Below are 19,992 nucleotides of genomic sequence, written 5' to 3'. Positions count from 1 at the left end.
GTTGGCTGCCGGTTTGTGTGACGCATGCCCATGCGTGACAACCGACAGCCCATGCCAGGACTGCATCAGAGGGCGATTTGCTCGCCTGGTTCAGGGATGTTGGCGATCCAGTTCAGACGCTCGCGCAAGGCCAGTTGCAGGGCCTGCATCTTCTCCAGTTCGCCATGCACCAGGTACAGCTCGGGGTGGTGCTCGAAGTGGCTGACCCAGTCGAGCAGCTGTGATTGCCCGGCATGCGCGGAGAAGCCGCCGAGGGTGTGCACCTTGGCTTTTACCGCGATGCGCTGATGGAGGATTTTCACGTTCTCGGCGCCGTCGACGATATTGCGTCCCAGCGTGCCCTTGGCCTGGAAACCGGGAAAGATCAGGTGGCAATTCTCGCGCCAGAGGTTGTGCTTGAAGTGATGGACAATGCGCCCGCCGGTGCACATACCGCTGCCGGCGATGATGATTGCGCCGCTCTGTATCCGGTTTATCGCCATCGATTCTTCCGGGCTCGGCGTGCAGCGCAGGATTGGTAGCCAGTCTTCGATGCGTTTGCTGCCGCGGGCCTGAAAGGCAGCGCGGTCTTCGGCGGCAAACTGGTCCTGAAAACGCGAGTAGATGGCGTTGGCGCGGATTGCCATGGGGCTGTCTAGAAACACTGCCTGCTGCGGCAGTCGCCCTTCGTGATAGAAGCGCCCGAGGTAGTAGATCAGGTCCTGGGTGCGACCGACGGCGAAGGACGGGATCAGCACGTTGCCGCCATCGCGATGGGCCTGCTGCAGAATCTCCGCCAGCTCCTCCAGAGTGTCCTCGCTGCAGCGGTGATCGCGATCGCCGTAGGTCGATTCCAGCAGCACCACATCGGCTTTTCTCAGCGTGCTGGGATCTTGCATCAAGGGCGAGCAGGTGTTGCCCAGGTCGCCGGAGAACACCAGGCGGCGGGTCAGGTGATGGTCCTGTACTTCGAGTTCGACAATCGCCGAACCGAGGATATGTCCGGCATCGTGAAAGGTCACTTGCACGCCCTTGGCCACTTCGCGGCTTTCGCCATACATAATTGGCCGGCGTTGGCTCAGCGCCTGTTCGGCGTCGGCGGTTGTGTAGAGCGGGCTGATTGGCGCCTTGCCCATCCGCGCGCGCCATTTGTTTTCCCACTCCGCGTCTTTCTCCTGCAGAAAAGCCGCATCGAGCAGCATCAATTCCATCAGCTCACAGGTCGCATCAGTGGCGAAGATCGGCCCGCGATAGCCGGCGGCTGTGAGTTTCGGCAGCAGGCCGGTGTGGTCGATGTGCGCATGAGAAATCACCACGGCGTCCAGGCTGTGAGGGTCAAAGGCAAACGGCGCGCGGTTGCCGTCTTCCTCTTCGCGACGGCCCTGACGCATGCCGCAGTCGAGTAATACCCGTGCCCCGTCGCGGCTTTCGATCAGGTAGCAGGAACCGGTGACTTGTTGAATTGCGCCGAGGAAGTTGAGCAGGGCCATGGCTAATCCTTGAACAAGTTGAATGGGTGGCGCTTAAGGCTGTCCCATCAGGTAACCGGGGGTTTTGATACAGGTCAGCATCTGCCCGTATCCCGCGCTCTAAGCTGACTAAAACTATCGGAGCCGCATATGACCCAGCTATTTCCCAGCGCCAGCGAGTTGGCCGAGCATGCCCGCCTTGAGCCAACCTTCGCCGCCTGGCAGCGCGGTTATGGTCCTTTGCAGCACAGTCCGCAGACCTGCGCTGCGGTCTACCGCATGGCCCACCAGCTTGTGCAGGCCGGCGTGCAGGCGGATCTGCCGAGCGTCTACCGTCACTTTCACGCGCTGGATCGGCTGACAGCGGCAGGGTTGTGGCTGGTGGTGCATATGACCTATGCCCAGCGCGTACGCCTCGATGGCGTGGCGTTGGCTGCAGAGGACTTCAAGGTGTCGTCCGAAGGGCATACCGGAGGTGCGCTGAATATGGTGCCGGCCTATGCCGGCTACCTGGCGTTGAATAACCTGACCGGGGAAACCCGTGGCTGGCTGATGGGCCAGGGCCACTGTGTGGCAGCCATCGAGGCGCTCAACCTGCTAACGGCCAATCAGCACCCGGAACAGACCGAGCGTTACTCCTGTGACGAGGCCGGGATGAGCCAGCTAGTGGCGGACTTCTACAGCTATGCACAGAACGCCGCCGGCCAGGTCAGCGCGCCGCTGGGCAGCCACGTCAATCCGCATACGGCGGGCGGCATTGCCGAGGGTGGTTATCTGGGCTTTGCCGAGCTGCAATATGCTCATCTGCCGTTACCCGGCGAGAAGCTGGTGGCCTTCCTCTCCGATGGTGCGGCCGAAGAGCAACGCGGCAGTGACTGGATGCCACGCTGGTGGCGCGCCGAGGACTGCGGCGTGGCGTTGCCGCTGATGATTGCCAATGGTCGGCGCATCGAGCAACGCACCGAGCTGGCGACGCCCGCCGGGCTGGATAGCTTTCGTGAGCATCTGCGTCATTGCGGTTTTGATCCTGTGAGTTTTGATGGCCGCGACCCGGCGGCTTTTGTCTGCGCGTTGTGGAACATGGAGCAGCGTATGAGTCGCCGCGTGCAGGAGCTGCGCGATGGCGTGCTGAACTATCCGCTGCCCATGCCTTACGGCATTGCCGAAACGCTCAAGGGTTTCGGTTTCTACGGCGCTGGCAGCAATGCGGCGCACAACCTGCCGTTGCCGGCCAACCCGCATACCGATAGCGGCGCCCGTGAACTGTTCAATCAGCATGCGGCGCAGCTTTGGGTCGCGCCGGAAGAGCTGAGCGCCGCCTGCGCATTGTTTGCGGATCGAGGCTCCCGCCCCCTGGAGCGCGATAACCCGCTGGCGCTGCGTCATCCAGCGCTGCCAAAACTGCCCGAGCTGCAGTATCAGGACGGCGCCTGTTCGCCGATGCTGGCCCTGGATCGTTTCTTTGTCGGTCTAGTGCAAGCCAACCCGCAGTTGCGTCCGCGTGTTGGTAACCCCGATGAACTGGCCAGCAATCGCCTGGGCGGCGTCCTCAAGGCGCTCAAGCACCGGGTGACCGCGCCGGAGAGCGAACAGGAAGCGCTGGATGGCGCCATCATCACTGCGCTCAATGAAGAAGCCGTGGTGTCTGCCTGCCTGGCCAACCAGGGTGGCCTGAATCTGGTGGCCAGCTATGAGGCCTTCTGCGTGAAGATGCTCGGCGCGGTGCGCCAGCGGATCATTTTTGCTCGGCAGCAAAAAGAGGCGGGGCGCGCTGCAGGTTGGCTCGGCTGGCCGCTAGTGGCCACCTCGCACACCTGGGAGAACGGCAAGAATCAGCAATCGCACCAGGACACCACCTTCTGTGAGGCCTTGCTCGGTGAGATGAGCGATATGGTGCGGGTGGTATTTCCAGCCGACCACAATTCGGTATTGGCGCTGCTGCCAGGCATCTACCAGGCGCGTGGTCAGATCGCTTGCATGGTGATTGCCAAACGTGAGCGGCCTTGTGCATTCACTCGCGAACAGGCCGAGCAGCTGGCGCAGGATGGCGCTGTTGTGCTGGCTGAGAAGCAAGGCGAGCAGCCTTTGCTGCTGATCGCCACCGGCAGTTATCAGTTGGCAGAAATGCAGCGCGCGGCCGTTCGTCTGAGCGCGGTCGGATGCGCCTGGCGTCTGGTTTACTTGCAAGAGCCGGGGCGTTTTCGTGCGGCTCGCGATACCTGGGAACAGGCGGTGATTGTTGATGCCGAGCGGGTTGAGCGGTTATTCCCGGCTGCCAGCATAAAGCGTGTGCTGCTCACCCATATGCGCCCGGAAGTTGCCCGTGGGCATCTGTGGCCGCTGCTGGGTGAGGCTCGACACAGCCGTGTGCTGGGCTACCGTAATCGAGGTGGCACCCTGGATGAAGCCGGTATGTTGTTCGCCAACCAGGCGAGCTGGGCGCATGTGCTGGAGGCCGCTGCCGCGTTGCTGGAAAAACCGCTTGGCGATTTGCTCAGTGCCGAGGAGCAAGCAGCCGTGCAAGGGCGGGGAGAACCACACTGTCTGCGTTAGTGCAGGCCAGTGGGTGCGGGAAAAGGAGGGGCAGGTATGCCTAAATTGACTTTGGATCTTGATGCGGATTTGTACCGCTTGTTAGAGCAGGCAGCACAGCAGAACCAGATAAGCCTGGAAGAAGAGTGTTTGCATCGTCTTGAGGACGGCGTTAGGCGTTCGCGCTATATGCATGCCTTGTTAGCCGATCTGCGCGCCGATGATGAGCAGCGGCGCGCGGAGCAAGCGGATAGCTGAGGCTTACAGGCCGCAGTCGGCTTTGCTGAAACGCTCGGTGGTCACTGGGCGGTTGCTTTTGTATTCGCTGAATTCATAACGAAGCGCCGCGCCGCGGGCCAATAACTGGCGATACCCGGTGTTGCGGCACACGCTGTTAGCCAGTTGTGCGCGAACCACATCCGGGTTGCCACGCATTTGTGCCGCATGCTCGCTGCGTACGCTGAGGTGGTTGACCAGCTCACTGCCATCAACGGTATAACCTTGATCAAGAATGTCTTCATTGATTGCCCGTGGCGTGCCTACGCTGCTCTCGCGCGCGACTTTTTCCAGGGTTTTGCTCAGCTCAAAGTCTTTCAGGGTAGCGGCATGGACAAACAGGGGCAGACTCACTGCCAGGGTCAGGCTGATCAAGCGCAGCATGGGGTTCTCCAAAGTCGATTCGCACCTTCTGACCGGCGTTGCCGGGCAGAGGTTCAGTGGCGCCTATCTTACTCGTCTGTCGACACTTACGCAGTTACCACGGTAGGCCACGTAAGACGCACGGTTGAATACGCCTGAGCAGGCTTTGATAGACTGCCGCGCTTGCTGACCCCAGGATGACTCATGCCGTTTCTTCTTATCTGTCAGGTCTACGCCTGATGAGCCACGCTGTCTCGCGTTTACGCGCTGCGCGGATTGCCCGCAGTGCTAAACCTTTTTTGGCCCGTGGTAGCCGCTCAGTGCGTTGTGACGAGTGCCGTTTGGTGATGACCCATTGCCTGTGTGCCTGGCGTCCGCGCATTGCCGCTACGTCAGCGGTATGTCTGTTGATGCACGATGTCGAGGCGCTCAAACCGAGCAATACCGGCTGGCTGATTGCCGATGTGCTGGCTGATACGTCGGCATTCGGCTGGTCACGTGTCGAGGTTGATGCCGAGTTGCCGGCGTTGCTGAACGATCCGCAGTGGCAGCCTTATCTGGTGTTTCCGGGTGAATACGTGGCCGCCGAACGGGTGGTCAGCGAAGTTCAACCCGCGCCCGGTAAGCGGCCTTTGTTTGTGCTGCTGGATGCCACTTGGAGCGAGGCGCGCAAGATGTTTCGCAAAAGCCCCTACCTCGACAGCTTACCTGTACTCAGCCTGCAGGCTGAGCAGCTGTCACGCTACAAGCTGCGACGCTCCAAGCGCGATGACCATTTCTGCACGGCCGAGGTCGCGGCACTGTGCCTAGAGTTGGCAGGCGACCAGCGCGCGGCGGATGGTTTGAATGCTTACCTGGATGTTTTTAGTCAGCACTACCTGGCTGCCAAGGCACCGCGTGCGGTGCCATTGGATGATCCGTTGCACGAACGCCTGCGCGCGTTTCTCTAGCGGCTAGTGGGCCAGCTTCTTGGGCCATAACTGCGCCAACAGCATGCCGGCAAACATCAGTGCGCAGCCGAAGTAGCCACGCAGTTCCAGTGATTCACCGAGTAGCCAGGCCCCTGCAATGGCGGCGAATACCGCCTCCAGTGAGAGGATGATGGCCGCATGCGAGGCGATGGCGTCTTTCTGCGCCACCACCTGCAAGGTAAAACCAATGGCCACGCCGAAGATGCCGCCATAGAGAATCGCCGGTCCCGCGGCGATGATCGCGTCCAGCTGAATTTCCTCGAAGATTACTGCTAACATCAGGCTGATTACCGCGCAGGTGATGAACTGCACCAGCGCCAGGCGCAGCGGGTCATGGCGCCCGGCAAAGAAGCCTACCAGCAGTACATGCACGCCCCACACGAACGCTCCGGCCAGTTGCAACCAATCGCCGGAGGCCACGGTAAAGCCCTCGCCGACGCTGAGCAGGAACATACCGACCACTGCCAGGCAGGCGCCCAGCCAGATGCCCAGGCCGGTCTTATGGCCGATAAACAGCCCCAGCAACGGCACGATGATCACGTATAGCCCGGTGATAAAGCCGGAGTTGGTTACGCTGGTAAACAGCAGGCCAACCTGCTGCAGGTTGATCCCCAGAGCCAGGGCCAAGCCCATCAGCACCCCGCCACGCAGCAGCTGGCGGTTCAGTGGTGCGACTGTCGCGCTGTTGCTGCGACCTTCCAGCAGGCGTAGTACTGGCAGCAGAATCAGTGCTGCCAAGCCAAAACGCAGGCCGCTGTAGAGAAACGGGCCTACGGAGTCCATGCCCAGGCGCTGAGCAACAAACGCCGAGCCCCAGATCATGGCTGTCAGCAGCATTAACAGGTCGGCGCGCAGGGCGTGGCTTCGCATTTCAGGCTCTCGTCGGCAAAGCTGCGAACTGTGCCGCAAAGCGTCGTGCTTGACCACCCCGTCAGTGCTGGGCATGCTTGGTCGCTTTTCTGCGTTTTCAGGCTTGGTTGCGCCGCAACCCTGCGGCCTGTGCGCATTATTGACCGTGCCCTGGACAGTACCCTGGCGGGTACCCACATAACAAAAACAGGATTCACCATGGCCGCTTTTGAAATCCTCATTGCCGACGATCACCCCCTGTTTCGCAGTGCCTTGCAACAAGCGTTAACCCTGGGGTTGGGGCCCGATGTACGGCTGGTCGAAGCCGCCAGCATTGCCGAGTTGGAAGCCTGCCTGGCACAGAAGACCGACTGGGATCTGGTTCTGCTTGATCTCAATATGCCCGGCGCTTATGGCTTCTCCGGCTTGGTGTTGCTCCGTGGGCAGTACCCGCATATTCCGGTGGTGATGATCTCCGCTCAGGAAGAGCCGTCCATCGTTGCGCGCTCGCGGGAGTTCGGCGCCAGTGGCTTTATCCCCAAATCCAGTCCGTTGGAGACGATCCAGCAGGCAGTTCGCCTGGTGCTGGATGGCGAGGTCTGGTGGCCACAGCAGACTCAGGAAGCGATTGCCTTGTCGGCTGAAGCCAAAGCCGCCAGTGCAGGCCTGGCCAGCCTAACGCCGCAGCAATTCCGCGTGCTGACCATGGTCTGTGATGGCTTGCTGAATAAGCAGATCGCCTATGAGCTCAGCGTATCTGAGGCCACGGTGAAGGCCCATGTGACGGCGATCTTCCGTAAACTGGGCGTGCGTACTCGGACTCAAGCGGCCTTGCTGCTGCAACAGCTGGAGTCGATTCCTTCACAAACGGACGGTTAAGCGTCCGTTAATCTTTGCCTGGCAGGCTTGCCGCGCTGTTTTCTTCCTCTCGTTGTGATGACCCTCAATGTCTCCATTCAAAGGCCAGACCGGCCTTAAACGTGTACTCAATGCTACTGGTTACTCGCTGGCCGGCCTGCGCGCCGCTTTTACCGGTGAAGCTGCGTTTCGCCAACTGCTGCTGATCAACCTGATACTTGTGCCTTTGGCGTTCTACCTGGATGTCAGCCGCGTTGAACGCGCCTTGATGGTCGCGGTGTGTCTGCTGGCGCTGATCGTCGAACTGCTCAACTCGGCAGTGGAGGCAGCCATCGACCGTATTTCCCTGGAGCTGCACCCACTGTCGAAAAATGCCAAGGACATGGGCAGTGCCGCGCAGTTCACCGCCCTCAGCCTGATTGCCCTGGTGTGGGCGATTATCCTGCTCGGTTAATCCGCCGTTTCAGGCAATCGTTGGCAGGACGATCTGGTCGCTGCGCGTCACGCCGGCGGTCAGGGCGCGGCATAGCTCGATGAACTCACGCATGGCGGCGGTCTGGTACTTCTGTTTGTGCCAGATAAAGTAGAACTGCCGGCGCAGATCCAGCTCGGGGGTTTCCACCGCCACCAGGCTGCCGCGGCGAAAGGCATCGCGCAGTGCCAGGCGGGAAATGCAGCCAATCCCTAGGCCTGATTCCACCGCACGTTTGATCGCCTCGGTGTGTTCCAGCTCAAGGCGAATATTCAGGCTGCTGGGGTGATGGCGCATGGCTTGGTCAAAGGTCAGGCGCGTACCGGAGCCTTGTTCACGCAGAATCCACGCCTCGCGCGTTAGCTCGTCGAGGCTCGCTTCACCGCGCTGCGCCAGCGCATGTTGCGGCGCGCAGAACACCACCAGCTCATCTTCAACCCAGGGCTGCACCTCGATATCCGGGTGCTGGCAGTCACCTTCGATCATGCCCATATCCAGTTCGTAGTGGGCAATCTGTTGCACCACATAGGCGGTGTTGTGTACCTGCAGCTTGACCCGGCACTCCGGGTGGCGCTGCATAAAACTGCCGATCAGCAGGGTGGCCAGGTAGTTGCCGACGGTGAGCGTGGCGCCAACATTCAGCGAGCCGTAGCCGCTCTTACCGCCCAGCAGGCGTTCGATTTCTTTGGCCTGATCGAGGAATGCGACTGCTTGTGGCAGCAGTTGTAGGCCTAGTGCGTTGAGGCCCAGGCGTTTACCGGCGCGGTCGAACAGCTGGCAGTCGGACTGACGCTCCAGTTCGCTGAGCGAAGTACTGGTGGCTGATTGCGACAGGGCCAGGGAATCGGCCGCGCGCGACACGCTTTCATGCTGAGCCACGGCGACGAAGACTTGCAATTGTCTGAGGGTAAATCGCATATCTATATAACCGATAACCTATATCTTGATAATCAAGTTAACAGATATTCTGCCGCTCATTACAATGCCGTGCAATTGCGCACAGGCGCGCAGGCGACATTACCTTTGCGGAGCTCCGAACATGAGCAATCTTAACGCCGAGCGCATTCTTAGCGTTCACCATTGGAACGACACGCTGTTCAGCTTCAAGTGCACCCGTGATCCGGGTCTGCGTTTCGAGAATGGTCAGTTCGTGATGATCGGCTTGCAGCAGGAAACCGGCCGTCCGCTGATGCGCGCCTATTCGATTGCCAGCCCGAACTGGGAAGAGCATCTGGAGTTCTTCAGCATCAAGGTGCCGGATGGCCCGCTGACCTCGCAGTTGCAGCACCTCAAGGAAGGCGATGAGATCATCATCAGCAAGAAACCCACCGGGACCCTGGTACTGGATGACCTCAAGCCGGGCAAGCACCTGTACCTGCTCAGCACGGGCACTGGCTTGGCACCGTTTATGAGTGTTATTCAGGATCCGGAAACCTATGAGCGTTTCGAGAAGGTGATTCTGGTTCACGGCGTGCGCTATGTGAATGAAGTGGCCTACCGTGAATTCATCACCGAGCACCTGCCGAAGAATGAATTCTTCGGCGATGCGCTGAAGGACAAGCTCATTTACTACCCGACGGTGACCCGTGAACCTTTCGAGAACCAGGGCCGTCTGACCGACCTGATGCGCAGTGGCAAGTTGTTCCAAGACATTGGTCTGCCACCGATCAATCCACAGGACGACCGCGCGATGATCTGCGGCAGTCCGAGCATGCTGGATGAAACCAGCGAAGTGCTCAACGAGTTCGGCCTGACCGTTTCGCCACGTATGCGTGAGCCGGGTGATTACCTGATTGAGCGTGCCTTCGTCGAGAAGTAAGCCTGCCGTTATCAAAAGCCCGCTCATGGCGGGCTTTTTTATGCGCGCTATTCCAGCGCTAAGGCGCTGTGCGCACGGTTGCCGCCTTTCTGCTTGGCTTGGTACATGGCGTTGTCGGCATGTTGCAGCAGTTGCTGCTCGTCTTGGGCGTGCTGGGGGTAAAGGGCGATGCCGATGCTGGGCAGGACGGTCTGGCTCTGGCCACACACTTCAAAGGGTTGATTGAGGCTCTGGCGGATTTTCTCGGCTACCACGCTGGCGTGATCGGTCGAGTGAAAGTCTTCTAGCAACACGACGAACTCATCCCCGGCAAAGCGCGCCACCGTATCGGACTCGCGCAGGCACAGCTGGATACGTTGAGCGACGCCTTGCAGCAGTTGATCGCCCGCGGCATGACCGAAGCTGTCGTTGACCTGCTTGAACTTGTCCAGGTCAAGGAACAACAGCGCGACCTGCGACTGCTCGCGACGTGCGCGGGCCAAGGCTGTGTGCAGACGGTCGCGTAGGAGTTCGCGATTGGGCAGTCGGGTGAGTTGGTCGTATTGCGCCATAAACTGCAGCCGGCTGAGCATTTGCTGGCGCTCAATGGCCGCAGCCACTTGGGTCGAGACGAATTGCAGTAATTCCTGATCACGTTCGCTGTAGCGGGTGGAGGCGCTGCTTTGCACCAGCAGTGCGCCGATGATGCCTCTGTGTGAGTGCAGCGGCACGCCCAGCCAGCTGTGTGGCGATTCAGGATGCGGCTGGCTTGCATTGGGCAACAGCAAAGTGTTGCCGCTGCGAATGACCTGAGCACTCAACGTGACGGCATTCAGCGGCGAATCAGTCAGCGGAATGGGCAGGGGTTCGGCAGGGTAGGGGAAGCTCAATTCGTCGTTTTGTTCGTCATACAGGGCGACGGAAAAGCTCAGGGTTGGCAACAGTTCGCCAATAATCTGGTGCACCTGCTGAAAGAGGCCAAGCAGGTCCTTGGCCGAATGAGCGGCTTCGGAAATGCCATAAAGCGCGGTCTGCAGGGCTTCGCTGCGCTTACGCTCGGTGATGTCGTGGGCCACGGCGATGCGCACCTGATCATCTTCCGACCAGCGTGCTGACCAGAGGATATGCACGCTACTGCCATCCTTGCGCAGGTAACGGTTTTCAAACTGTGGTTTATGCACCCCGGCCATTACTTCCTTCGCCGCCAACAGGGTTTTGGCGCGGTCTTCGGGGTGGACCATTTCGATCATCACCTGGCCGATCATCTCGTCTGCGCTGTAGCCGAAAATGCGCTGGCAGGCCGCACTGACAAAAACAAAGCGGCCGCGTTTGTCGACCACGCAGATGGCGTCGAGCAGCAGATCGACAAGGTTTTCGGTCGGCGCGTAGGTGCTGGCTTTCATGCGTTCACAGTGTGTCGATGTGTGATGACGGTTTATCGGGCCGCTTACTGGCGCTTTGGCAGCATGCCCCTTGCACTCACCATACCCGCAAGGCGTTGAACAGTGCACGTCTGTTTGTCGCCTGCAGGGCTTTGCCGATCACTGCTGACGGGCGTCTACTCAGTGTAGAACGCCGTATCGACGGCGTACTGCCTGTTATTGCGCGTGGCTGAAGCGCTGCCCGGAGACGGCCGGATGGTAGATCGGCTGCACCTTGTTACCGGCGGGGTCGAGCAAGTGGAAGCTGTGCGCGCCGTCGCCATGGGCGAAAGGGCGGTCAAGCAAGGTCACGCTGTGTGCCTTGAAGTAGGCGTACCAGGCGTGCAGCTCATCGATGCTGTCGACGATAAAGCCGTAGTGATCCACTGCCTGCTCGCCGCTGCTGGGCACAGAAGCGCGACCCAGGGAGAGGTTGTCATTACCACAGGTCAGGTAGACCAGGTCCGGATTGGCGCGGTGCAGCACCTGCATGCCGATAATATCCACATAAAAGCGTTCGCAGGCTTCCAGGTTAGGGACCAGCAGGGCGATATGGCGCAAGCCATTGAGGCGACCGGGGCGTTCGAGCATGATGAGCATCCTATTTTGTATACATTTATCTAATAAATATAAGACAAAATAGCTGCTTGGCCTATCTGCGCGAACGGGGTAGCGCGAACTAGATCAGCCGGCGGGCACGACTTCCAGCACGCAAATGTTGCCAGGCTGCGGGTAGTGCCAGTGCACATCGACATCCCAGAAACGCACGCCATAACGGCGCTCGGGACTGGGCTGCTGGTAGGCCGGGCGTGGGTCCTGGGCCAGGCATTGTTCGATCAACTCGACCAGCGGTTCATTCAGGCGCTGCCCATGTTGGTTTGCCTGGATCAGTGCACTGTCCTGCCAGCTGACGTCGATCAGCGCCGGCGCGCTGTCGGCGATGCGGTTGTAGGCACCCGCGACGCTGTCGGCGTACGGCACGTAGGGTTTGATATCCAGCACCGGGGTGCCGTCGAGCAGGTCGATACCGGACAGCCACAGTTTGCCGGCTTCGACCTTGTCCAGTTTGACCACCGACTGGCCGATGCCATTGGGCCGGTGGGTGGCGCGGGTGCTGAATACGCCGACCGATTGATTGCCGCCCAGGCGCGGCGGGCGCACCTTGAGCCGCGGCTTGTCTTCCAGCGACTGGTGAAACAGAAACAGCAGCCAGACATGGCTGACCTGCTCCAATCCCTGCACTGCATCGCCGTTATCGAAGGGCGTGACCAGCTCCAGCACGCCACGGGCAGCCGGGGCCAATTGCGGCTGACGGGGAATGGCGAACTTCTCCTTGAAGCAGGAGCGGACAAAACCTATGGGGGAAACGGAGTAGGGCATGGCGACGTGATCGAGTGAAAACGCCGCCATAGTACCTGACTAGAGGTGAAAACCGCCGTCGATGGGGATGATCGCGCCGGTCATGTAGGCCCCAGCCGTGCTGGCCAGGCTGATCGCCAGGGCGGCCATTTCCTCTTCGCGGCCCCAGCGTTGCATCGGGATCAGTGCGGTGTCTTCGGCCATGGCGGCCTCGTCGGTGGCGATATGCTGAGTCATCTTGCTCGGGAAGCGTCCCGGCGCGATTACGTTGACGTTGATATGTTGGCCGACCAGTTCGCGGGCCAACATGCGCGACAGCTGATGCAGTGCCGCCTTGCTCGGGCCATAGGCGTAGGCGTCTTCGCCGTGGGAGGTGATGCCGGCGACCGAGCCGATATTGATCACTCGCGCCGGATTAGCCGCGCTGCCTGACTTGCGCAGTAGCGGCAGCAATTGCTGGATGCAGCTGAACACCGAGGTCACATTGAGCTGCATGACCTTTTCCCAGCCCTTGGCCGGATAGCTTTCTAGTGGTGCGCCCCAAGTGGTGCCGGCGTTATTGACCAGGATATCCAGGCTGCCGATTGTGCCGGTCAATTGCTCGGCCAACACATGCACGCCTTCTTCGCTGGCCAGGTTGGCAGCGATGCCGTGGCAGGTGCCAAAGGCTGATAGTTCGGCAGCGGTTTGTGCGCAGGCTTCGCCGTCACGGGCGCAAACGTAGACCGTGGCGCCGGCTTCGACAAAGGCTTTGGCGATCATTTTGCCGATGCCGCGGGTGCCACCGGTAACCAGGGCGGTGCGGCCTTGCAGGCTGAAGTAGGGGTGCATGGCGAATCCTTTTAACGGATGAGTGCCACTACCCTAATCATCTGACCGCGCCATGGCAGTCATCATTGCCCGTGGAAATACGCTGCCATGCGGGCAGGCATGGCAGCGCGGACTTAGAATCTGTTTACGATCTCGCGAGCTAGAGCCAGACAAGGCAAAAACAGCCGAGAAACGCAGCGAAGTGCAGTAACAGCCGCAGGCTGACCCGAAGGGTGAGCGCAGCGAATCAAGCGGAGTTTACGAGCTGTAAATGAGCATTCCGAGGCTGTTTTTAACGCCGGATGGCCGACGCGCAGCAGATCGTAAATAGGTTCTTAGCCGCGAACGCGCAGGGTGAGGCCCTTAAGGAAGTTGCGCAGAAACTGATCGCCGCAGGTGCGGTAGTTGCTGTGGCCGACCTTACGGAACAGTGCGCTCATCTCTGGTTTGGAAACCGGGCAGTCGACGCTGTTCATGATCGTGTGCATGTCGTCTTCCTTCAGCTCGAAGGCCACGCGCAGTTTCTTCAACACCATGTTGTTGGTAACGGGCAGCTCCAGCGGCTGAGCGGGGCGGCTGTCATCCTTGCCGCGCTTGAAGAACACCAGACCGTCGAGGAAATGTGCCATCAGCTCGTCGTCGCAGGGGGTAAAGCCTTCTTCGTCTTCCTTCTTGAGCATGGCCGCGAGGTCGCTAGGGGCAACCTGTTTGCCGCTGAGCTTAATGATGTCGACCATCTGCGCGTCGCTGATGTCGAGGGTGTAGCGCAGGCTGCGCAGTACGTCGTTGTTAAGCATGGAAAGGTCCTGAAAAGGCGGCGGCCAAGGCAGCCGTTAAAAAATGATTAGAAGCGTTCTTTGCCGGCCAGGTAGCGCCATTGCCCAGGCTGAACCTTGGCCATCGACACACCGCCGATACGGATGCGCTTCATACCCAGCACTTTGAGGTCGACGCTGTTGCACATGAACACGATCTGTCCGGGCAGCGGGTTCTTCAAAGCGAAGCGTAGGCGGGTTTCGTTCTGCCAGCTGACCTTGCAGGGTGGCAAGGCCACGCCATTAAAAGTCAGGCCGTGTGCCAGGCGTTTGAGCTGACTGGCACTCAGGGTGCCGACGACTTCGACCACATATTCCTGCTCCAGTTTGCTCAGGTCTTCCTTGAGCTTGCGCTCGATGCGCCAATCCTGGGTCAGTACATGCAGGCCATCTGCTCCAGCTTGCAGCGGTGCACAGTTGATCAGGCGGGCGAAATGGCCTTTTAACGGGCGAATCCCCGAACTGTCTTCCGGCCAGTGATTGGCCGAGCTGATGCCTTCCACTGCGCGTTCCGGGTTATGCCCATTGGGCACATTCAGCAGCAAGGTGACCGGCTCGATCGGCGCCAGGACGGCATTAGGCAGCAGTTCCACGCGCTGTTCAGCGACTTTGAACTGGGGCTCTTCTACGACCACACCATCCACCGTGACCCAGCCGCCTTCGATGTAGAGTTCGGCCTCGCGGCGCGAACAGCCAATCACTTCGATCAGGCGTTTGGACAGGCGAATGGGGTCGGTCATAAAAGCGGTCATCGGCAAAAAAAGGGCCGCCATTGTAACCGGACAGGCCCCCGGTGCACGGAACATCGGGCGAACGGCGGCGATAAAAGCTGTTGTCAGTATTGAGGCAGAGACAGGCAGGCAGGGTTGGCTTTGTCTTCGGCAATAAAAAACCGCTCCGAAGAGCGGTTTTTCAGCGAGGTAGCGCTTAACCGCCCAGATAGGCGTCGCGTACCTTTGGATCGTTCAGCAGTTGTTCACCGCTGCCTTGCATGACGATCCGGCCGTTCTCCAGGACATAGCCACGGTCGGCTAGCTTGAGCGCCTGGTTGGCGTTCTGCTCGACCAGGAACACCGTTACACCGTCCTTGCGCAGCTGTTCGATGATGTCGAAGATCTGCTGGATGATGATCGGTGCCAGACCCAGCGACGGCTCGTCGAGCAGCAGCAGTTTGGGCTTACTCATCAGCGCGCGGCCGATGGCGAGCATCTGCTGCTCACCGCCGGACATGGTGCCGGCGCGCTGGGCAAAGCGTTCCTTCAGGCGCGGGAACAGGTGCAGGACCTTGTCCAGCTGTTCCTGATTGTCGGCTTTGCTGCCGAAGAAGCCGCCCATCACCAGGTTTTCTTCCACGGTCAGGCGGGAAAACACCCGGCGACCTTCCGGCACTACGGCAATGCTCTTGCGCATGATGCTCGGAGTGTCCTGGCCGATCAGCTCTTCACCCTGGTAGCGGATGCTGCCACTGCTCGCCTGGGGCGAGCCGCAGAGAGTCATCAGCAGGGTCGACTTGCCGGCACCGTTGGCGCCGATCAGGGTGACAATCTCACCCTGACGGACTTCGACGTTGACGTCATGCAGCGCCTGGATTTTGCCGTAGAAGGTGGAAACGTTCTCGAAATACAGCATCACGCTTCCCCCAGGTAGGCTTTGATCACGTCCGGGTTGGCGCGGATCTGTTCCGGCGTGCCGTCCGCCAGGGGCGTGCCCTGGTTGATCACGTAGATGTGGTCGGAAATGCTCATGACCAGCTTCATGTCGTGCTCAATCAGCAGCACGGTGACGTTGTGCTGGTCGCTGAGCACGCGGATCAGCGCCTTGAGGTCGTCGGTCTCGCGCGGGTTGAGGCCAGCGGCTGGCTCGTCGAGCATCAGGATGCTCGGGCGGGTCATCATGCAGCGGGCGATTTCCAGGCGACGTTGCTGACCGTAGGCCAGGGTGCCGGCCGTGCGGTTGGCAAACTCAGTCAGGTTGACCTGCTCCAGCCAGTGCGCGGCGAACTCCATGGCTTCGCGTTCGCTCTTGCGAAACGCCGGGGTCTTCAGCAGGCCCGCCAGGTAGTTGGTGTTGAGGTGGCGGTGCTGAGCGACCAGCAGGTTTTCCACCGCCGTCATGTCCTTGAACAGACGCACGTTCTGGAACGTGCGCACCACGCCTTTGCGGGCGATCTTGTGACCGGGCAGGCCTTCGATCTGCTCGCCATTGAGGCGGATGCTGCCGCTGGTAGGCTGATAGAAGCCGGTCAGGCAGTTGAATACGGTGGTCTTGCCGGCGCCGTTCGGGCCGATCATCGACACAACCTGTTTTTCCTTGACCTGCAGGTTCACCCCGTTGACGGCCAGTAGGCCGCCGAAGCGCATGGACAGGCCGCTTACTTCCAGGATCGGGCGGCTCATTGCTTCAGCTCCAGGTGCGGACGTTGCATGGGCAGCAGGCCCTGCGGACGCCAAATCATCATCAATACCATCAGCGCGCCGAACATCAGCATGCGGTATTCGTTGAATTCACGTGCCAGCTCCGGCAGTAGAATCATCACGATGGCCGCCAGAATGATGCCCAGCTGCGAGCCCATACCGCCCAGTACGACGATAGCGAGAATGATCGCCGATTCGATAAAGGTGAACGACTGTGGGCTAACCAAGCCCTGACGCGCGGCGAAGAAGCTACCGGCGAAACCGGCGAAGCACGCACCGATGGTGAAGGCCGAGAGCTTGATCGCGGTAGGGTTCATACCCAGGGCGCGGCAGGCAATTTCGTCTTCACGCAGCGCTTCCCACGCGCGGCCGATTGGCATGCGCAGCAGGCGGTTGATCACGAACAGGGTCAACAGCACCAGCAGCAGGGCGATCAGGTAGAGGAAGATCACCTTGTTGATCGAGTTGTAAGCCACCCCGAAGTATTCGTGGAATGTCTGCATGCCTTCAGCGGCCTTGCGGTCGAACGACAGGCCAAACAACGTTGGCTTGGGGATCGAGCCGATGCCGTTGGGGCCACCGGTCAGCCAGGTCATGTTGTTCAGCAGGATGCGGATGATCTCGCCAAAACCCAGGGTGACGATGGCCAGGTAGTCGCCGCGCAGACGCAGCACCGGGAACCCCAGGATAAAGCCGAAGAACGCCGCCATCAGGCCGGCAATCGGCAGGCAGATCCAGAAGCTCAGGCCGAAGTAGAACGACAGCAGCGCGTAGCTGTAAGCGCCTACGGCGTAGAAGGCCACGTAGCCGAGGTCGAGCAGGCCGGCCAGACCGACCACGATGTTCAGGCCGAGGCCGAGCATCACGTAGATCAGGATCAGCGTGGCGATATCCACCGCACCGCGCGAGCCGAAGAACGGCCAGGCCAGCGCAACGACGATCAGGCCAAGAACGATCCAGCGCTGGGTCGAGGGCAGGGTGAGGAACTCGCTGGCTTTGCCCGGCATGCTGGGCAGCTTGGGTGCATTGCTCCAGGCGGCGCTCAGGTGGTTGCGGAACAGTTGCCAGAAGAACATGGCAATCGAGCAGCCGAAGATGGTCCACAGCACGGCTGGGCTGGCGCCTTGCACTTCGAGCTTGATGCCGACTGTGGAGAGCTTCAGACCGATAACCGGGTAGGCCACGGCCAGCACCAGCAAGGCGCTGAAGATCGCGGTTCTGAGGTTTTGGGTAATGGAGGTCTTCATACTTTTTCAACCTCCGGACGGCCGAGAATACCGGTTGGGCGGAACAGCAGCACCAGTACCAGCAGGCTGAACGCCACCACGTCCTTGTACTGGTCGCCGAAGATATCGGCACCAAAAGCTTCGGCCACACCCAGCAGCAGGCCACCGAGTACCGCTCCGGGAATGCTGCCGATACCGCCGAGTACCGCTGCGGTGAAGGCCTTGATCCCAGCGAGGAAGCCCAGGTGTGGGTTGATCACGCCGTATTGCATGCCCAGCAGCACGGCGGCGATGGCCGCCAGTGCGGCGCCGATGACGAAGGTCAGGGCAATGATGTTGTTGGTGTTGATGCCCAGCAGGTTGGCCATCTTGATGTCTTCAGCGCAGGCGCGGCAGGCGCGGCCCAGGCGTGAACGGGAGATAAACAGCGTCAGGCCGACCATGACAAAGAAGGTGACGACGAAGATCAGTACCTGCATATAGGAAATCACCACGCCATTCATGGCGCTTTCGCCGAAGACGAAGTTGCCTGGTAGCAGGTTGGGGATCGATTTGTCCTTGGAGTCCTGCGCCAGGAGCACCTGGTTCTGCAGGAAGATCGACATGCCGATAGCGGAGATCAGCGGAATCAGACGGTTGCCGCCGCGCAGAGGGCGGTAGGCGACCCGTTCGATGCTATAGCCATAGGCGCTGGCGACAATGATGCTGGCGGCAAAGGCCGCAATCATCACGATGGGTAAACTGTCCAGGCCATACATGGCCAGGCCGGCGACCACAATGAAGGCTACGTACGAGCCAATCATGTAAACCTCGCCGTGGGCGAAGTTGATCATGCCGATAATGCCGTAAACCATGGTGTAGCCGATGGCGATCAAGGCATAGGTGCTGCCAACGGTCAGACCGTTAACCAGCTGTTGCAGGTAGTGATAAAGATCAGGCATTGCCTAACTCCTGGGTTGTCACGCAAGGCAGCGCTTTTGGCGCAGCATGCAACCGGAATTCTTCTAATAAACAAAACCCACTGCCGAAGCAGTGGGTTTTGGGTTCAGGCTAAGAGCTTACTTGGCTTCGGACTTGGTGCCGTCCTGGTGCCATTCGTAGACGACGAAGCTGAAGTCTTTCAGATCGCCCTTCTCGTCGAAGGCCAGGGTGCCAGTTGGGGTGTCGAAGCTGTTGGCGCGCAGGGCTGCTGCCACTTTAGCGGTGTCGGTGTCGCCAGCCTTGGTGATGCCTTCGGCGATCACTTGTACCGCGGCGTAAGCCGGGAACACGAACGGACCGCTGGAGTCTTCGTTTTTGGCTTTGAACGCATCAACCAGCGCCTTGTTGCGTGGGTCCTGGTCGAACGACTTCGGCAGGGTAACCAGCAGGCCTTCGGAAGCTGGGCCAGCGATGGCCGAGATTTCCTTGTTGCCTACGCCTTCTGGGCCCATGAACTTGGCGCTCAGACCTTTTTCAGCCGACTGACGCAGCAGCAGGCCCAGCTCTGGGTGGTAGCCACCGTAGTAGATGAAGTCCACACCGGCTTGCTTGAGCTTGGCGATCATTGCGGAGAAGTCTTTGTCGCCGGCGTTGATGCCTTCGAACATAACGACTTTGGTGCCTTTGCTTTCCAGAGTCTGCTTGACCGCGGTAGCAATGCCTTCACCGTACTGCTGCTTGTCGTGGATCACGGCAACCGCTTTCGGCTTGACGTGGTCAGCGATGTAGTTGCCAGCGGTTGGGCCTTGCAGGCTGTCCAGACCGATGGTGCGGAACACCAGTTCGTAACCACGAGCGGTGATGTCCGGGCTGGTGGAAGCCGCGGTGACCATCAGGATGCCTTCGTCTTCGTAGATGTCGGACGCTGGCTGGGTGGAGCTGGAGCACAGGTGGCCAACTACGAATTTAACTTCGTCGTTGACGATTTTGTTAGCAACGGCAACGGCTTGCTTTGGATCGCAGGCGTCGTCATAAACCACGCCTTCGAGCATTGCGCCGTTCACCCCGCCGGCCTTGTTGATCTGCTCGATAGCCATTTTGGCACCGATGAACTGCATTTCACCGTATTGCGCGACGGCGCCGGTGACTGGGCCTGCCAGGCCAATCTTGATGGTGTCAGCCGCTACCGAGTAGCTGGCAACGCCAGCCATGGCCATGGCGGCAAACAGTTTGGAAATCTGCTTAGTAGCCTTGTTCATAGTGCTCCACTCTTATTGGTTTTGATTGTTGTAGTTCTGGCGGCCAAAGCTGCAGAACCGGGTTGTTCCCCCGGTCATCCCCCCGGCAACTGTACCGGTGCAGTGTAGAGCGCGGCTTTGCGGCTTGAAAAGCGGCTTGCTGGGGGCAAAACCCTGAGGTGTCGCTTTAACGCAATAAACGTATAGAAAAACGGCGTGTC

The 19,992-nt window shown here is 60.0% G+C and carries 21 protein-coding genes; 6 read left to right on the top strand and 15 right to left on the bottom strand.

The annotated features are described in order from the left end of the window. Positions 1–65: 65 nt before the first annotated feature. Positions 66–1,469, bottom strand: coding sequence for an MBL fold metallo-hydrolase RNA specificity domain-containing protein (locus HCI85_RS02620; RefSeq protein WP_167141654.1), 1,404 nt, complete (start codon positions 1,467–1,469; stop codon positions 66–68). Between the two features lie 129 nt (positions 1,470–1,598). On the opposite strand from HCI85_RS02620, the gene HCI85_RS02615 reads away from it, so the two are divergent. Then, the gene (locus HCI85_RS02615) at positions 1,599–4,001 is read left to right on the top strand and encodes a xylulose 5-phosphate 3-epimerase (RefSeq protein WP_167141652.1); all 2,403 of its coding nucleotides are present in this window, start codon (positions 1,599–1,601) and stop codon (positions 3,999–4,001) included. A gap of 36 nt (positions 4,002–4,037) precedes the next feature. Continuing rightward, positions 4,038–4,238: a hypothetical protein gene (locus HCI85_RS02610; protein ID WP_167141650.1), complete on the top strand. Its 201-nt coding sequence runs from the start codon at positions 4,038–4,040 to the stop codon at positions 4,236–4,238. Positions 4,239–4,241: 3 nt separating this feature from the next. Here HCI85_RS02610 and HCI85_RS02605 read toward each other — a convergent pair whose 3' ends face one another. Beyond that, complete coding sequence (locus HCI85_RS02605; protein ID WP_167141649.1) at positions 4,242–4,640, bottom strand: quorum-sensing-regulated virulence factor family protein; 399 nt, start codon at positions 4,638–4,640, stop codon at positions 4,242–4,244. Between the two features lie 218 nt (positions 4,641–4,858). Here HCI85_RS02605 and HCI85_RS02600 point away from each other — a divergent pair, with 218 nt between their 5' ends. Continuing rightward, positions 4,859–5,569, top strand: coding sequence for a tRNA-uridine aminocarboxypropyltransferase (locus tag HCI85_RS02600; RefSeq protein ID WP_090248332.1), 711 nt, complete (start codon positions 4,859–4,861; stop codon positions 5,567–5,569). Positions 5,570–5,572: 3 nt separating this feature from the next. Here HCI85_RS02600 and HCI85_RS02595 read toward each other — a convergent pair whose 3' ends face one another. Then, positions 5,573–6,460 carry a DMT family transporter gene (locus tag HCI85_RS02595; RefSeq protein ID WP_167141646.1) on the bottom strand — a complete coding sequence of 296 codons (888 nt, stop codon included), beginning with the start codon at positions 6,458–6,460 and terminating at the stop codon, positions 5,573–5,575. A 198-nt stretch (positions 6,461–6,658) separates the two neighbouring features. On the opposite strand from HCI85_RS02595, the gene erdR reads away from it, so the two are divergent. Together erdR and HCI85_RS02585 are read left to right on the top strand one after the other, a co-directional pair. After that, the gene (gene erdR, locus HCI85_RS02590) at positions 6,659–7,318 is read left to right on the top strand and encodes a response regulator transcription factor ErdR (protein WP_167141644.1); all 660 of its coding nucleotides are present in this window, start codon (positions 6,659–6,661) and stop codon (positions 7,316–7,318) included. 67 nt (positions 7,319–7,385) lie between these two features. Next, the gene (locus HCI85_RS02585; RefSeq protein WP_090387581.1) at positions 7,386–7,751 is read left to right on the top strand and encodes a diacylglycerol kinase; all 366 of its coding nucleotides are present in this window, start codon (positions 7,386–7,388) and stop codon (positions 7,749–7,751) included. A 9-nt stretch (positions 7,752–7,760) separates the two neighbouring features. Here the strand turns inward: HCI85_RS02585 and HCI85_RS02580 are convergent, their stop codons facing one another. Further along, entirely contained in the window at positions 7,761–8,687 is a 927-nt protein-coding gene (locus HCI85_RS02580; RefSeq protein ID WP_090248326.1) for a LysR family transcriptional regulator, read from the bottom strand. A 121-nt stretch (positions 8,688–8,808) separates the two neighbouring features. Here HCI85_RS02580 and fpr point away from each other — a divergent pair, with 121 nt between their 5' ends. Continuing rightward, the gene (gene fpr, locus HCI85_RS02575; protein ID WP_090248324.1) at positions 8,809–9,588 is read left to right on the top strand and encodes a ferredoxin-NADP reductase; all 780 of its coding nucleotides are present in this window, start codon (positions 8,809–8,811) and stop codon (positions 9,586–9,588) included. Positions 9,589–9,635: 47 nt separating this feature from the next. Here fpr and HCI85_RS02570 read toward each other — a convergent pair whose 3' ends face one another. The 11 genes from HCI85_RS02570 to HCI85_RS02520 form a co-directional block, all read right to left on the bottom strand. After that, positions 9,636–10,970, bottom strand: coding sequence for a GGDEF domain-containing protein (locus tag HCI85_RS02570; protein WP_167141641.1), 1,335 nt, complete (start codon positions 10,968–10,970; stop codon positions 9,636–9,638). 195 nt (positions 10,971–11,165) lie between these two features. Beyond that, positions 11,166–11,579: a VOC family protein gene (locus tag HCI85_RS02565; protein WP_167141639.1), complete on the bottom strand. Its 414-nt coding sequence runs from the start codon at positions 11,577–11,579 to the stop codon at positions 11,166–11,168. A gap of 93 nt (positions 11,580–11,672) precedes the next feature. Next, positions 11,673–12,368, bottom strand: a complete 696-nt coding sequence (tsaA, locus tag HCI85_RS02560) for a tRNA (N6-threonylcarbamoyladenosine(37)-N6)-methyltransferase TrmO (RefSeq protein ID WP_167141637.1) — start codon at positions 12,366–12,368, stop codon at positions 11,673–11,675. 39 nt (positions 12,369–12,407) lie between these two features. Continuing rightward, positions 12,408–13,178: an SDR family oxidoreductase gene (locus HCI85_RS02555; protein ID WP_167141635.1), complete on the bottom strand. Its 771-nt coding sequence runs from the start codon at positions 13,176–13,178 to the stop codon at positions 12,408–12,410. Positions 13,179–13,492: 314 nt separating this feature from the next. Then, positions 13,493–13,954, bottom strand: coding sequence for a DUF1456 family protein (locus tag HCI85_RS02550; RefSeq protein ID WP_167141633.1), 462 nt, complete (start codon positions 13,952–13,954; stop codon positions 13,493–13,495). A gap of 47 nt (positions 13,955–14,001) precedes the next feature. Beyond that, entirely contained in the window at positions 14,002–14,712 is a 711-nt protein-coding gene (locus HCI85_RS02545) for an rRNA pseudouridine synthase (RefSeq protein ID WP_090251120.1), read from the bottom strand. A 187-nt stretch (positions 14,713–14,899) separates the two neighbouring features. Beyond that, on the bottom strand, positions 14,900–15,601 hold the full coding sequence (locus tag HCI85_RS02540) for an ABC transporter ATP-binding protein (RefSeq protein ID WP_090248318.1): 702 nt from the start codon (positions 15,599–15,601) through the stop codon (positions 14,900–14,902). Beyond that, positions 15,601–16,368: a high-affinity branched-chain amino acid ABC transporter ATP-binding protein LivG gene (gene livG, locus HCI85_RS02535; RefSeq protein ID WP_090248317.1), complete on the bottom strand. Its 768-nt coding sequence runs from the start codon at positions 16,366–16,368 to the stop codon at positions 15,601–15,603. Before livG ends, HCI85_RS02540 begins: the two co-directional genes overlap by 1 nt. Beyond that, positions 16,365–17,633 (bottom strand): high-affinity branched-chain amino acid ABC transporter permease LivM, encoded by a 1,269-nt coding sequence (locus tag HCI85_RS02530; RefSeq protein WP_178093306.1) that lies wholly within the window; start codon positions 17,631–17,633, stop codon positions 16,365–16,367. The genes livG and HCI85_RS02530 overlap by 4 nt, the downstream gene beginning before the upstream one ends. Further along, positions 17,630–18,553, bottom strand: a complete 924-nt coding sequence (gene livH, locus HCI85_RS02525) for a high-affinity branched-chain amino acid ABC transporter permease LivH (RefSeq protein WP_090248315.1) — start codon at positions 18,551–18,553, stop codon at positions 17,630–17,632. The genes HCI85_RS02530 and livH overlap by 4 nt, the downstream gene beginning before the upstream one ends. 117 nt (positions 18,554–18,670) lie before the next feature. Next, on the bottom strand, positions 18,671–19,792 hold the full coding sequence (locus tag HCI85_RS02520) for a branched-chain amino acid ABC transporter substrate-binding protein (protein WP_167141631.1): 1,122 nt from the start codon (positions 19,790–19,792) through the stop codon (positions 18,671–18,673). Between the last annotated feature and the right edge of the window lie 200 nt (positions 19,793–19,992).

Origin of the sequence: Pseudomonas sp. OTU750018 (genome assembly GCF_011636575.1) — a bacterium.
Lineage (GTDB): Bacteria > Pseudomonadota > Gammaproteobacteria > Pseudomonadales > Pseudomonadaceae > Aquipseudomonas > Aquipseudomonas peli.
Note: the sequence above shows the minus strand (reverse complement) of the source record. Positions and strands in the feature narration are given on the sequence as shown.